Raw genomic sequence first — 15,765 nt, 5'->3', positions numbered from 1 at the left:
AACAAATAAATTTTAAAAAGCGTAATAAAGTATACTGGGGATTGGAGTTTTTTTTTCAAGGTAATAAATGAAAAAAGAGAGCACAAGGCTCTCTTTCTTAATAATTATTGGTTTGATTGCTTATTTATCAGACGATGCTAATCGTTCTTGCTCTTCCGAATAAATCAGTAAGGGTTTTGCCTGACCAGCAATTACATTTTCATCAATAACCACTTTGCTGACATTTTTTACCGAAGGTAAGTCATACATAGTATCTAACAATACTTCTTCAACAATTGAACGCAGTCCACGTGCACCGGTTTTTCGGCCCATCGCTTTTTGCGCCATGGCGATCAATGCGTTTTCTCTAAACTCAAGCTCGACGTTTTCTAATCCAAATAACGCAGCATATTGTTTAGTGATTGCATTTTTCGGTGCCGTTAATATTTCAACTAATGCTTGTTCATCTAATTCTGTTAATGTTGCAACAACAGGTAACCGCCCAATAAACTCGGGAATGAGGCCGTATTTAATTAAATCCTGAGGCAACACTTTTTGAAAGGTTTCACTAATAGTCGCTTTTGAATCTTTATCTCTTACGGTTGCACCAAAACCAATGCCCGTGCCCGTATCAACACGTTGTTCAATAACGCTGTCTAAGCCAGAGAATGCGCCACCACAAATAAACAGTATCTTGGAGGTGTCGACTTGGATAAACTCTTGATTTGGATGTTTCCGGCCACCCTGAGGCGGAATAGAAGCAACCGTACCTTCAATCAGTTTTAATAACGCCTGTTGTACGCCTTCGCCCGAAACATCACGTGTGATAGACGGATTTTCTGATTTACGGGTTATCTTATCAATTTCGTCGATGTAGATAATACCGTGTTGCGCTCTTTCAGGATCGTAATCACATTTTTGTAACAGCTTTTGAATAATGTTTTCAACATCTTCACCTACATAACCCGCTTCAGTAAGTGTGGTTGCATCGGCCATCGCAAAAGGTACGTCTAATAATCGCGCCATGGTTTCTGCCAGCAGCGTTTTACCACTACCCGTTGGACCAATCAGAAGAATATTACTTTTACTGAGCTCAACACCATCGGAAATAGCACCATGCTTTAAACGCTTGTAATGGTTATATACCGCAACTGACAAGACTTTTTTTGCCGTGTTTTGACCAATAACATAATCGTCCAAATTTGCACGAATTTCATGCGGTGTTGGTAATTTTTTGTCGCTCTTTGTAGATTCGCTTGCACTGCTTATTTCTGCAATCTCTTCTTTGATAATATCATCACAAAGATCAACACATTCATTACAAATATAAACAGAAGGACCGGCAATCAGTTTTTTTACTTCATGCTGACTTTTTCCACAAAAAGAACAATAAAGTAAGCTATCGTTTTTATTTGGCATTTTTTTTCCTTTACTTATTTTCTATGCGTTAACACTGAATCAACAATGCCGTATTCTACTGCTTCATTTGCGCGCATAAAATTATCACGATCTGTATCTTGCGCAATTATGTCAATATCTTTACCCGTATGAAAGGCTAATAATTCATTCATACGATGTTTGGTCGCAAGTATTTCTTTAGCATGAATTTCAAAATCAGAAGCTTGACCCTGGAATCCGCCTAATGGTTGATGAATCATCACTTTTGCATTAGGTAGGCAATGACGCTTACCCGGTGCACCGCTGGCGAGTAAAAAGGCGCCCATACTCGCAGCCATGCCCATACAAACAGTACTCACATCCGGTTTTATAAACTGCATCGTATCGTATATTGCCATACCGGCGCTGATCGATCCGCCCGGTGAGTTGATATAAATAAAGATGTCTTTTTCAGGGCTTTCTGATTCTAAAAATAATAACTGCGCAGCAATAACATTCGCTACGTGATCTTCAACGGGACCGGTCAAAAAGATAACACGCTCTTTTAATAAACGTGAATAAATATCATAAGAACGCTCTCCCTTTGCTGTTTGTTCCACAACCATAGGAATAAGCGCGTTACTAATTGGATCGGTATTTCCAGCAAATGGATTTGACATGTTCAACTTCTACCCTAATAAATTAAATAAAATTGCTAATACACTGAATGTAAAATGGCCCGAGTGAAATCACTCGAGCCATTGAAAGCTAATACCCGAACGCCTGAAAAATTAAAATAGTTTCATTTCTGCGCTGTATAACGGGTATAAAAATTGAGTAATAGGACTCTATTAAGCAACTTCTTTGTTCATAACTTCGTCGAACGATTTGTTCACTTCCGTTACTTTAGCTTTTTCAATGATAAAATCAACTGCTTGCTCTTCTAATGCAACATTTTCCATGTTTTGCATCATTTCTTTGTTATTTTTGTAGTACTCAATAACTTCTGCAGGATTATCATAAGCTGATGCGGCAGATGCAATTAATGCAGTCACTTTTTCTTGATCAACGGTTAATTCATTAACGTTGATTACTTCACCCAACAGAAAACCTACTTTAACGCGTTTTTCTGCTTGTTCTTTAAACAATTCAGCAGGTAACTCAGGTAAGTTTTCAGGATCCATTTCCTTACCGTAACGTTCCATCGCCTGCTTACGTAAAACAACTATTTCGTCTTCAACTAACGCCTTAGGTATTTCAATTTCATTGTTTTCAACAAGTGCATTTAATACTTTATCTTTAGCGCTGTTTTTAAGTGCCTGACCAAGTTCACGCACCATATTTTGTTTTATATCATGCTTTAATGTCTCTAACTCACCGTTTTCCACACCAAATTTTTGTACAAATTCAGGCGTAATTTCTGGTAGAATTTGCTCTTCAACTTTAGTCAGTTTAATCGCAAACTGTACCGCTTTACCTTTAAGTTGTTCTGCATGGTAATCTTCTGGGAAGTTTACATCGATAGTAAACTCACTGCCGGCTGCATGGCCAACAATACCCGATTCAAAACCAGGGATCATTTTTCCGCCGCCTAATACAATGTCGAATCCTTCAGCTTTTCCGCCTTCGAATACTTCACCATCAATAGACCCTTCGAAATCAAGTGTCACTTGATCATCATTTGCAGCTTCGCGTTCAACCGCATTCCATTCAGCATGTTGTTTACGTAGCGTCTCAATCATTTTATCGAGATCAGATTCCGTGACTTCCGCAGTCTCTTTCTCAATGGATAATGCTTCTAATGGGCTCAGTGTTACTTCTGGGTAAACTTCAAATGTTGCCGTAAAAGTAAAGTCTTGACCTTTTTCACGCGTATGAGGTTCAAAATTAGGGCGGGCTGCCAGGTTAAGTTTTTCAGTCATAACGGCTTCAGAAAAGTTGCGCTGCATTAATTCACCAGCAACTTCTTGGAAAATACCCGCGCCAAAACGTTTAGTGACAACAGAAGTTGGTACTTTACCCGGGCGGAAACCATCAACACGTTGTGTTTTAGCTAAATGATGAACGCGGCTATCATACTCTTTATCAAATGCTGCAGCAGCAATAGTGACAGTAAGCTTGCGCTCTAGACCTTGTGTTGATTCAACAGAAACTTGCATTTTATTTCCTTTATCTTTTTGACGTTAATAAATTAAGTTAGCCAGTTCAGCTCATCGTCGATGATGATGAGTTAAACTTCTAAGGAATTATCGTTTTTAAACAACAACATATATTAAAATAACACCTTAGTAAAATTATTGATTTTAATTTCAATGATGAAATTTAAGACCCACCATTATAGACACTGTTTATGCTTTAGTCGAGTTTTACAACAAATGAAAAATTGTAAGCACAGCATAGTTTATAAAACAACCAATCTGCAAAGTAGAAAAACAGATAGTTTACAATTGCTTCAATTAAATAACACCGCACAAACAGAATAATATTTTTCTGTTTAGTGAGCATCGATAATGCTCGTAAAACATAAATCTAATCTAAAATAGTGACAACTAATAAAGGATGTATGGGTGCGAACATTAAAAATCAACCCTTGATATCAAATCCATTCATTTTATCTTCTGTTTTACGGATTAAACAGCCTAGTGATAATGGATTATGACTACAACAGGAAGCCCTGAATGCCGGAGAAAATGATTTGAGCGCCAATGGCGGAAACAAATAACCCGGTGATTTTTGGTATAATTTCCAGCCCTTGCTCGCCGATTAAATCCTGCAGTTTATTTGAAAGCAGTAAAATGCCAGCCAGTGAAATAACGGCAGCAAGTAATGATAAAATAGCCAGAGCTATCTCCAGCAAACCGGACATCTCGGCACCTATAACCATTAAAACACCAATCAGACCTGGCCCGATGGCGCTTGGGAGAGCAAGCGGCACAATCGCAAAATCACTGCCTTTTTTCATCGTGTTTTCAGGTATTTCTCCGCCCTTAATCATCTCTAACGCGCTTAAAAAGAGCACCGTTCCTGCGCCGATTTTAAAAGCATCTAAGGTAATACCAAACAGGCTAAAAATATATTTACCAAATAATAAAAAAGTTAAACCGGCAACAGTGATTGCGATTGAGGACCTTAAAATAACCGTATTTTTAGCAGGTTTGCTGAGCTTTTTACTTAAGCTTAAGAAAATGGACAACACAAAAAAGGGGGTCATCATAAAAAACATCTTTAAATACAGGGTAAAAAACGTTTCCAACATGCCAATCTCACTATAGTTTTCAAAAAAAACCAATGCTAACACAACCATTAATATATTCGGGCAAAAAATGCCCAACTTAATTAATCTAAAAAATTGATGCTTGGTGATTTTTTATGCTGGCCTTGAGACACTTCCAAAACCAGTTGATTAATTTTAACATTAAAGAATATTCCAAAAGTGCGGGGTTATAAGAATAATATAAGGGTTATTGACAAATATCAGCGTTAAGTGCGTTGGTCAGGCGGATTAAATCAGTTGGGTTTAACGCTACATCCAGTCCTCTGTTCCCCGCACTCACATAAAGGCACTGCAACGCTAAGGCACTACTATCCAAGACGGTTTTTAAACGTTTTTTCTGTCCCAGGGGACTCACACCACCAAGCACATAACCCGTTGATCGCAGTACCGCTTGTTTATCTGCTAATAGTACTTTTTTAGCACCATATATTTTAGCCACTTTTTTCAAGTTGAGCATTTTTGTTACGGGTAAAATGCACACCAGCAGATTTTCATTATCAACATTAACCACTAACGTTTTAAACACCTGCTGCGCATCAACCCCCATTTTCTGCGCGGCTTCCAGCCCATAGGACTCACAGTTTTTGTCATGCGGGTATTGATGAATTTTAAATTCTATGTTGTGTTTGTTAAGAAGTTCAACGGCTGGCGTCATTTCTTTCCCCCTCATAAGGCAAGTTTTTTGCTGATCTGCACGTAAGCTATTTTATTCTCTGTTTAACTTTTTCTGCCAGTGTCACGGGCGCGCTTTTTAAGCGTTCAACTAAACGGCTAAAACGTTTTGTTTTATGGCGCATCGCACTGGCCATTAGGGATAAATCGGCAAACAGCGTCAACTGTTTTTTTGCGCGGGTAATAGCGGTATAAATGAGTTCCCGGCTGACCACTGAGACGTGATTTTCGGGTAACGCTAATACCGTATGCTCAAATTCAGATCCCTGGCTTTTATGTACCGTCATGGCAAAAACAGTTTCATGGTTGGGCAAACGGCTTGGCTGAAAATCGGCAACGGAGGCATCGGGCATCTGAAAATAAACACGTAACTGCAAAGATTCATCCAATAAACACAGGCCAATATCACCATTATATAAACCCAAATGATAATTGTTTTGGGTTATCATGACCGGACGACCGACATACCAATAGACATAGGCATGCTGCGGATCGTTGTCCCTTTGTCCTGTGGTTAACAGGCCCGCTTTTTCTAAAACAGTTTCGCAGAGTGTATTTAAGCTTTTTACCCCCCAGTCCCCTTCCCGTGTCGCACACAATATTTTAAATTGGTTAAACTGCTTTAAAAGTTGTCCCGCAAGATTTCGATTGTCTGCGGTGATGGTCGACAGGTTTTGCAAATAGGGCCGATAACCTTCCAATATCAGGGCAGCGAGCTCTTTTTTACCCGGCTCAGTATTCGGATAGTGCTGCAAATCATCATAATCATGACATAACGCCATCACCTGTTTGCTGTTTGCGCGGCCGCTATTAATCGCCTTGGCTAAATAGCCGATCCCCGAGTATTGGTCAAAACGGTAACTTTTACGCAGCAAACATAAATTATCCGCCATATTAGGTGATCGCGGAGCGGCCTTGGTTAAGGACGTATAACCGGTTAAATCTGCCAGCAGCTGCGCTTTATCAGTACTGTATCCCGATTCAATAAAGTGGCAAATGTCCCCTAAAACAGCCCCCGCTTCAACCGATGCCAGCTGGTCTTTATCGCCCAATAATATCAGGCGGGCATGATCCGGTAACGCCATTAATAATTTTGCCATCAGCGGCAGGTCGACCATGGAAGCTTCATCCACCACCAGCAGATCGACATTTAATTTTTCATCCTGGTTAAAACGAAAATGATTACTGTTGGCTTTTACCCCTAACAAGCGGTGAATGGTGGTGGCCACCTTGGGCATTTTGTCTTTAAGCCCCGGCTCAATATTCAATTCCACTAACGCATGGGTAATGGATTCGGTTAAACGCGCAGCCGCTTTTCCCGTTGGGGCAACCAGTTTTATCAGCATTGTTGGTTGAAATTTCAGCAGCAAAGCGAGCAGTTTAGTCACAGTGGTGGTTTTACCCGTGCCGGGCCCTCCCGAGATAACACAGCGCGCCGTCGTCAAGGCCAATGCAGCACTGACCTTTTGCCAGTTACAGCGTTTATTTTCTGGAATTAGGGACGCAAGCGGTTGTAAATCCTGCGCATTTTGTGCCTGACTGAATAACTGTTCAACCCCTGCCCAGTCAACTGTCGAACCGGGCAGAAGATCAAGATATTTTTCACATAATAAAGGCATGGACTGCGTTGAATCAAGACACCAGGCCTGCCATAAATAGGTATAATTGGTGGCAAATAAAGCATCTAATTCCACCTTGATATCGGCGTCCAAAGACAGCTCGGGTTGATCCAACAATTTATCCGCTATCAGCTGCTCAAACTGGGCATAACGGGCAAGGTACAAGGCATTAAACTGTAAACACAGTGGTGCATTCTCCCCCACACAGATTGAATTGCTTAATAACGCATGCGCCTCAAAATTATTCTGCAATAAACATTCAAGCTCATGCTCCCGGCAAAAAACCTGCAAATCAAGTTCACTTAACGCACATTTATCATTTAAACGGATAATAATTTCTTCAACGGGTAAACAGATATGCCCAAGCCCCAGATATTCACTGCAGAAAGCAGCACTTAACTGGGTTAACTTATCCGCTCCCATTTCCGCCATAAAAGCGGCAAAATGGTAATCAATTGAACGTAATAGCCTCTGCTCTTTCCATTGTTTTAGTTGTGTTAACATATCGGCTCCGCTGCTGATTTAGTACTGTTTTTTTGCCCGGAAAACAGTTTATCAAGCCCGTCTATCAGGTTGAAACTGGGTTTGACAAAATACACACCGTAGTCCTGTTCGCCCTGCATACCCCGTAAAAAGGTGTAAAAAACCCCGCCGATATGGGTTTCATAATCGTAATCCGCTAAACGTGATTTAAGCAGACGATGCAGCGCTAAGGTATAAAGTTGGTATTGAAAATCGTAGCGGTGTTCAATCAAGGCCTGCTCCATTTTAGTTTGATTATAATCCTGCAAACTGTCACCAAGATGATTAGATTTATAATCAAGCACGTAATATTTGCCATTTTTTTCGAATGTTAAATCGATAAAACCTTTTAAAAACCCCTGTACCGTTCGAAACTGCAACGCCCCTGCCCGCGCAGATAACGGATCATATTTTTGCAATAGGTTATTAACCTCATTTGCCTGCAGTTCCTGCATTGGAATAAAAAACTGCATTTCAATTTTTTTCTGCCCTGCAGACAAATCACCTAATTTAAGATCAGCCGTTAAGTTCTGGCCTAGAATCTGCTCTATCCAGGTGGTGAGTACCGGTGCCCACAATTCAGGATCCGGATAATGGCGTAATGAGAGTTGCTCAAATAACAGTTCATTGAGCATTTCAGTTTCCATATTTTCAAGGTTAGTTAACTCAAATAATTCATGTAAAAAGGTACCGTGCTTAGCCCCGCGGGGAAAACTAAAGGGTGTTTTTTCGGGGATGGTTAAAACTACGGGTGACACTTCAGTCTGTTCATTGCTGATATTATCAATAGGCGTCACGGCAGGTGTCACTGCAGCTGCCTGAGTATGGAAGCGTGACAGTGATGAATAACTGCTGATCCACCAATTCCTTTCAATCTGCTTTGCGAGCACCAAGGGCCCTTGTAAAGACTGCTCGCTTTGTCTGGCCTGATAATGAGTTTCATCCAACAATGGCGTCGAGCGGATGCTTATATTCGGACTGTTATCGGTCATTTTTTGTAACTGTTTATTTAATTGCTCGGTATCACCGGCTAACAAGTCCCCGCCTCCTTGCAGACAGATATAACCCAGCGCGCTTTTGCACAGCGGGCTGTTTTTTTCGCGCCCTTTTTTGTAATTGCCAATGCCAATATAACAACGGTAAACACTGCGTGTCAGACCGACATACAATAAGCGCAGGTCCTCGGCTAACTGCTCTTTTTCAGCTAAGGCGGCATTATTCTTAGCATTTTGCAGATCAAAAATAAGCGCATTATTCTGCTCAGGATCATGATATAAACAGGCTTGAGGTTTTTGATATAATCCCGTAAAAGGCATAAATACAATATCGTATTGCAACCCTTTGGCTTTATGTAAGGTACTTACCTGAACCAGATCTTTTTCACTTTCTAAACGTTGTTTCTGCTCACTTTCACCGCTATTGCCTTGTTTTATCTGCTCGCTAAACCAGCGCAACAAAGCAAATTCACCATCATGGTCAACGCTGTTTTTTTGTAATAATTCCGCTAAATGTAATACGTCGGTTAATAAACGTTCACCCTGAGTATCTTTAAGTAAATAGGCGCTTATTGCCTGCTGATGAAATAATTTATGCAGCATTGCCAACACACCGACGCGGCTCCAGAGTCTGCGGTACTCGATAAACTGCCCTATTTTCTCTTCCCATAAGCGCGTATCCAATAAAATTTGATGCACCTGATAAGGGGTTTGACAGAACAGTTTACAGGCGATGGCGGCACGTAATAAACGCTCATCTTCAGGGTTTAAACAAGCCTGTAAAATACGCAATAAGTCCTTTGCATGGGATGTGGCGTAAACACTCTCTTTAAGTGACAAATAAACACTGTTAATATTTTCATTAAATAAAGCGTTGCGGATCAACTGCGCTTCTTTTCCGGTGCGCACTAAAACTGCGATATGGTTTGCCCTGACAATGCTTCTGTTACCCTTTTTATCTTCCAGATAAGCTTTGTCCTGCTGGGCTAATAACAGGATTTTTTTGATTTCATTGATACAGGCATAGGTTATCGAATCTTTGAAACCTTGAACATTTTCGCCACCCACGGGATGGATAAACTGTAATGCGCTTTGAGCCGGATCATCGCTATTGTCCACCACTAGTTTTTTACGTGGTTTATCGGGTGCCTGCACCGCAATAAAGGGAATATCATCATTATAAATAAAGGGTGCCGGACAAAATTCAAAAAAGGTATTACTGGCATTAATCATTTCGGGCGTGGAACGATAGTTATAATCTAAGCTGTAATGCGCACTGACATTCTGCCGCGCTTGCATATAGGTAAAAATATCAGCGCCGCGAAAGCTGTAAATCGCCTGCTTGGGATCGCCTATCATAAATAAACCCAGACTCTTATTAAAGGTCTCGGAATGATCGCCTTCAAAAGACTGATAAACAGTGGTGAAAATACGGTATTGGACAGGATCGGTATCTTGAAATTCATCGATCAGGGCAATCGGATAAGCCGTTCTAATATTCAAGGCGAGACTATTTTCATTGCCGTTTTGCAGTGCCGCATCCAAGCGTGTTAACAGGTCATCAAAACCCAATAACATCTGTTTATTTTTATTCGTTTGCAGATGCGCTTGCACCCAATGGGTGGCTTTGACCAAAATAGTATTTTCTAAGGAAAGATCCAGTGCTAACAAAGCTTCAATCTCACTAAAGACCGAATGTGTTGGGCTCTCGCCCTTGGCCGTTTTTTCATCTAATGTTTTTTGTGAAAATTTAACTAGGCTTTTAGGTAAACTTAAATCGGCACTGGAGGTTAACGCCCATTGAGAGACCTCTTTCAACCAGTTGGGAAGATGTTTCTTGCTATAGCTGCGTTTAGAAACCCCAGAATGGGTAATAATATCTGCATAGTCCGCCTCCTCATTAAGCCAGTTTATTTTAAGGGTTTCAATGGCAGTTATGCTGCGCTCATACTTGGCTTTAAAATCAAAATCATTAATTTCCGGTAAAAAATGCAGATCACTGCGTGATAAAAAAGGCCGTAAATCTTTCTGTAACTGCTCAGGATTTTCCCAATAGCTAAAAATAAGCTCGGTCAAAGGGGTGGATAAACCATAGAAAAAAGTACGCCAGAAATCATTACAGGCTAAGCGTAACAGTTGCGCATCGTCCTCTAATAAATTTTGTTGAAATAAACTGCCCGACTCAAAGGCATTTTGCATCAGCATTCGCTGGCAGAAACCATGAATAGTAAAGATAGCCGCTTCGTCCATTTGCAGTTCAGCAAAACGTAGTAAGCGAATGGCAACCTGATGATCTAATACTTCCTTGAGCAAACTTCGAGTAAAAGGATCATCACCCTCGCCTTCCATAAAAAGTAAACGAACATTTTGAATACGCTCTCTAATACGGGTGCGTAATTCGGCTGTGGCCGCTTCCGTAAAAGTGACCACTAAAATTTGGTCAACGGTCAAAGGTCGCTGATGAGCATTATGCTGTTCAGTGCTGTTTTCGAAGGCCGCTTGATCACCGTGACCCAGTAACAGGCGAATAAACAAACTGGTAATAGTATAGGTTTTACCCGTGCCGGCAGAGGCTTCGATTAAACGTTGCCCGTACAGGGGAAAAGTTAATGCATTAAGCGGCTGGACGACAAGTTCTTTTGGAGTGCTTTTCATTTTATTTAATTTGTCCATTATTCGCCGCCATCCGATTTAATTGTGCTGATATTGAATAATCTATCGTGCGCCATAAATATTTCTGGAATAACCATTATTCTGCCTCATCCGATTCACTGTATTCAATTGTGTTGAGATTGGATAATCTATCGGGTGCCATAAATATTTCTGGAATAACCATTATTCTGCCTCATCCGATTCACTGTATTCAATTGTGTTGAGATTAGAGAGAACAGGCATAAATATTTTCAATGCTAAAGGCTGAAAGGCATCCCAATGGTCTTCCAGATTTTCATAGCTGCGACTGATATAAGGATCCTGTCCTTCTGAAAAACCACGATCATTTGAGAAACACGCTAACGCAGCCTGCTGCGCTTCCGCAATAGTTGCAAACTGCAGATCATCAAAGACAAAACAATCGGGCTGCAGTGCATGCACTAGGGTGCACCAGGCAAAAGCGCTCTGGATAAAGAAAGGCAGTGGTTGCTGCAAACCCGCTTCATATAACGCCAGCAGTTCACTTATTCTGTTATAGGCATAATCCGCCGGCAGCTCTTCAAAATAGAACCCTTCTTTCTGGCCAAGCAGAGTGGAATTCAGATTTTGGCCGGAGGCGATGCAATAACAAAGATGCTCCAGCCACAGTGTTAAAATATCTTTGCCTTTAATATTTCCAGTTTTAACCCGTACTAATCCTTTTTCACAATGATCATTTAACTCACCTAATAAACGTTTTTCAGCAAACTGAATATCGATATTAATAGTTTCAATCTCACCGATAAAATAACTCGCGGTTAAATCCGCCAAGTTCTCCATTCGCGCGAGATCTTTAGTGAAAATCAGTGCTGCAAATTCGCCAAAAGGTAATTTACCGGCAGCCCTTTTTTCAATAAAAAGATCGTCTAATGATTTACCCTCCAGGGCGTATTCAAACTGCTCATGTTTAAGAACATACTGCTGCAAATGATTAAAAGAGAAGGGTTCATCATTTTCCTGTTGATCGTCGTCCAACTCAAAGTAGACATCTAAGCGCTGATTAAAAAAGACCTTGCAGGGATGTTTTAAAAATTGTTTCAATTGATCTAAGGGTACTTCAATTAAGGCCTGATCCAGTGTCAGAGGGCGATCTTCGCTCTCTTGCCCGGTATCTTTTGAAAACCTTAAAGCCGCCCACCAATTCGGATTGTAGGTTTTAACCTCACCCTGATAATAACGCTCACTAAAACTTTGCATCGGATAGTGAAAAGAAATAAATGCCTTGAGCGCTTTTTCTGCAACACGGCTTTTATCCTGCTGATTATCTTCTAATACAAAACTTTGCTGGCAATAGTTGAGTAGCTCCGAGACTAATACGCTGGGCATTTTCTCACTGTTATCATTGATATCCCGGCCAATATAACTGATATAAAATTTTTCCTGTGCCGACAGCAGTGCCTCTAAAAAGAGGTAACGATCTTCTTCCCGACGGGAACGATCGCCCCGCTTACGGTGCCCTGCCATCAAATCAAATCCCATGGGGACAATATTACGGGGGTATTGACCATCGTTCATGCCTAACAGGCAGACAATTTTAAAGGGAATAGAACGCATCGGCATCAGGGTACAAAAGTTGACTTGTCCCGCTAAAAAACGCGGGCTGCTTCCCTGATCCGACAGATGCTGTTCCAGGTGCTCAATTAAGATAAACAATGAGATAGGTTGGGTAAAATCAGCCTGCCCGGTATGGTCTAATAAATTATCCAGTTCATTACGGATAATAGATAAAACCGCGGTGTTGTCGTCATCCTCCTGGTAAAAATCTTCCAGCAGTTGATACACAAAAGCCTGCCATTGATGGGCGTTATAAGACTGCTTTAAACCCTCTTGCAGTTGTAATAAAGCATCAATAAAATCGATAAAACGTCCTAATAAATCCCCCTGCAACCCCTGTATTTCATCATAGGCTGAGATACCTTCAAATAAGGAATCACTCATGGCGTAACCGAGCAGCATGCGCCTGATACCAAATAACCAGCTGTTCTGCGAGAGTCTGGGTAAATCCCATTGTGCCGCACTTTTTTCATCTAATCCCCAACGAATACCACTTTCGTTGATCCATTTTTGTAACAATACAAACTCATTCTGATTCAAGTTAAAACGTTGTAATATGGCAGGCACTTCCAGCAGGGCTAAAATATCTTCCCGGGTATAACGTGTCTGGTTGAGATTCAATAGTTGTAAGAAACTGATCAGAATAGGATTTTCCTGCTGAGCGCTGACATCAGAAATACTAAAGGGGATATAACGATTTTGTTCAACGCTGGCAAAAACCGCCTGCACGTAGGGGGCATATTGATCGATATCAGGCACCATCACGATAATATCTTTTGGCGTGAGGTTATTATCGTCCGCAAACATAGCCAACAGGTTATCGTGTAATATTTCTACTTCGCGCATCACACTGTGGCATAAGTGTAAGGTCAGAGAGTTACCTTCGGGGACAAGGCTGATGCGTTCGCTTGGATCCTTGCTTAATGCCTGACTGCTATCCTGCAGGTCTAAGACATCCGCTTGAATATGATGCAATAAACTATCACGCGTAATATCGACAAAAGCATCCACTTCCTGTTGCTCCAACGAGTACAACTGGAAAAGAAAATCACGTCCCATTTTACCCATAGAAGCCAGAAGAGGATTACCCACTTCATTGTCGGGATCATTACTTTGTGACCACTGTAAATGCGACGCATCTTTTTGCCAGCTGGAGTCGGGTAAATTTTTTATTTCACCGTCACTCACGGTTAATTTTTGACGACTTTGCGCAAAACGTTTGGCTAACAATTTAGGATCAACAATATCGGCCCAATAATAACGGCAGGGATTAGTTAACAAAAAATGTACATCACAATGTTCAGCAAGTCCTAATAACGCCTGCAGATAAGATTCCGGCAGTGCCGAGATACCGAATACAAAAATACGCTTAGGCAGATGATCCAGTGTTTTCTTAGTGGCCAGTGTGTCTAAAAAGTCTTTATATAAACCCGCGCGGTGATAGGCTTTGCCCTGCGCTTTAAAGGACTCGGCAATAGTCAGCGTTAGTTTTTTCCATAACTTGGCTTGCCAGCGCTGATCCTCTAACCACGCAGGGATCGATTGCTTATTGTCAGCATGCCACTGGCTTATTTCCTGTTCAGAAGCGTTTTCCCAGGCGGCAATCCATTCCGGACGATAAACTAAATATTGATCAAAAATATCAGCAATTTTTTGGCTTAATTGGAAACGCTTACGCAGGTATAGATCATCTTCGAGATAATGTAATAAAGCCGCAAAATCAGGATCATTCAAACAATCGGGTAAGAGTCGCATGATCTGCCAGGTCATCGACATTTTATTAAAGGGACTTTTATCCGGGACATCTTTTAAAACATGTTTAAATTGCTGCCAGATGAAACTTGCAGGTAAAGGAAAATCAATGTTTGCACTGATCCCCGTTGATTGTGCTATTTCTAATTGTAACCACTGTGCCATGCCCGGGCTTTGTACTAGAATCGTTTCGCTTGCAAAAGGGTCAGTCTGCTTCGAACCCTGCATTAAAGCCACCAATAGATCTTTTAAAAGCGCCAGTTGATTTGAATGATATACTCGAAACACAAGTCTCTTCCCTGTTGAATTTATATTTTTAATAGCAAAATATTGCCAATTATTTCACAAAACAATCCCTGATAAAAGCAGCTTTAAAGCTGCAACAAAAAAGATTAAAACACCGCTCAGCGGAACATTGACAGTGACGAGAGAGCGTTATCCGCATCGATATCATCGCTCGCATCATCTACCTGTAAAATAGCGCGCATTTCAGATTCAATCTCCTGCCGGGTGCGATTAACGTCACTGTTTAACTTATTAAAAAGACTTTGCAGCTGTTCATTGATAGCGGTTGACAATGTTGGGTTTGCATGGACTAATGCTTTAATTAAATCCAGTGTTGCTGCACTGGATGCATGTGATTTAGACACTTTTTTAGCCGTTCCGGCAGAAAAATACACTCTATTTCGTTCAAAAAAAGAGACAAAGTAAGTAAATCTAAGCAGAGCTGAATCATAACTTTCCTGTGGTGATAGGGTGTTATCACTGCTCTTTACTTCTCCTATCGCCTGATCAAAATCAGCAAGGGTTTTGTAACATTGATCAATCACTGCGACACGTTTTTCAATGAGGTGAGTACCAGCGAGCTTTAGGGAGTGCCGATCAACTTTCAACTCATTTTCCAGAGATGCCACTTTCTGTCCATGTTTGACATTAAGACGGTCAACATAAGCATCAAACCGAGCCTTTTTTTTACCTAATACTTTATTATTCCAAACTTTTCCAATCCAGACTGACAATAAAAAGATCAGTAACCCACCCGCCATTAATTCAATCGAGCTCACTTCAAAAATATCATTCATCGCTCACAACTCCTATTCTAAAAAACATGCCCTTTATAAACACCGGCTGGCGTTTTTAAAAAATACAATACTTGGCATAACCTCTGACTTCATTTGCCGTCCAATCCCCTTTAGGTTGTTCTTCTAAATACCGGCACCACTCTTCGCTGCCCACTTCAGGCGTGCAACCCAAAACAAATAAACCCAGTAATACAACACCCATAAATTTTTTCATTAATCACTCTCCACTGCTTACATTAAAGGTGCGA

Annotated in this window: 10 protein-coding genes; all 10 read right to left on the bottom strand. The window is 40.9% G+C overall.

Annotated features, from left to right (window positions below):
* Positions 1–120: 120 nt before the first annotated feature.
* The 10 genes from clpX to CXF72_RS09340 all read right to left on the bottom strand — a co-directional run bounded on the left by clpX (position 121) and on the right by CXF72_RS09340 (position 15,731).
* Positions 121–1,398, bottom strand: coding sequence for an ATP-dependent protease ATP-binding subunit ClpX (gene clpX, locus CXF72_RS09385; RefSeq protein WP_101038709.1), 1,278 nt, complete (start codon positions 1,396–1,398; stop codon positions 121–123).
* Between the two features lie 14 nt (positions 1,399–1,412).
* Complete coding sequence (clpP, locus tag CXF72_RS09380) at positions 1,413–2,036, bottom strand: ATP-dependent Clp endopeptidase proteolytic subunit ClpP (RefSeq protein ID WP_101038708.1); 624 nt, start codon at positions 2,034–2,036, stop codon at positions 1,413–1,415.
* A 171-nt stretch (positions 2,037–2,207) separates the two neighbouring features.
* Positions 2,208–3,515, bottom strand: a complete 1,308-nt coding sequence (tig, locus tag CXF72_RS09375) for a trigger factor (protein ID WP_101038707.1) — start codon at positions 3,513–3,515, stop codon at positions 2,208–2,210.
* Positions 3,516–4,015: 500 nt separating this feature from the next.
* Entirely contained in the window at positions 4,016–4,612 is a 597-nt protein-coding gene (locus CXF72_RS09370) for a MarC family protein (protein ID WP_101038730.1), read from the bottom strand.
* A gap of 205 nt (positions 4,613–4,817) precedes the next feature.
* On the bottom strand, positions 4,818–5,285 hold the full coding sequence (ybaK, locus tag CXF72_RS09365; protein WP_101038706.1) for a Cys-tRNA(Pro) deacylase: 468 nt from the start codon (positions 5,283–5,285) through the stop codon (positions 4,818–4,820).
* 46 nt (positions 5,286–5,331) lie between these two features.
* On the bottom strand, positions 5,332–7,425 hold the full coding sequence (gene recD / locus CXF72_RS09360) for an exodeoxyribonuclease V subunit alpha (protein WP_101038705.1): 2,094 nt from the start codon (positions 7,423–7,425) through the stop codon (positions 5,332–5,334).
* Positions 7,419–11,111, bottom strand: coding sequence for an exodeoxyribonuclease V subunit beta (recB, locus tag CXF72_RS09355; protein ID WP_101038704.1), 3,693 nt, complete (start codon positions 11,109–11,111; stop codon positions 7,419–7,421). Before recB ends, recD begins: the two co-directional genes overlap by 7 nt.
* A 162-nt stretch (positions 11,112–11,273) precedes the next feature.
* Entirely contained in the window at positions 11,274–14,723 is a 3,450-nt protein-coding gene (gene recC / locus CXF72_RS09350; protein WP_101038703.1) for an exodeoxyribonuclease V subunit gamma, read from the bottom strand.
* Positions 14,724–14,839: 116 nt separating this feature from the next.
* Entirely contained in the window at positions 14,840–15,517 is a 678-nt protein-coding gene (locus CXF72_RS09345) for a hypothetical protein (RefSeq protein ID WP_101038702.1), read from the bottom strand.
* Positions 15,518–15,572: 55 nt separating this feature from the next.
* Positions 15,573–15,731, bottom strand: coding sequence for a DUF3012 domain-containing protein (locus CXF72_RS09340; RefSeq protein WP_101038701.1), 159 nt, complete (start codon positions 15,729–15,731; stop codon positions 15,573–15,575).
* Positions 15,732–15,765 lie beyond the last annotated feature (34 nt).

Source organism: Psychromonas sp. MB-3u-54, from assembly GCF_002836415.1.
Lineage (GTDB): Bacteria > Pseudomonadota > Gammaproteobacteria > Enterobacterales > Psychromonadaceae > Psychromonas.
This window is presented reverse-complemented; position numbering and strand designations above follow the sequence as displayed.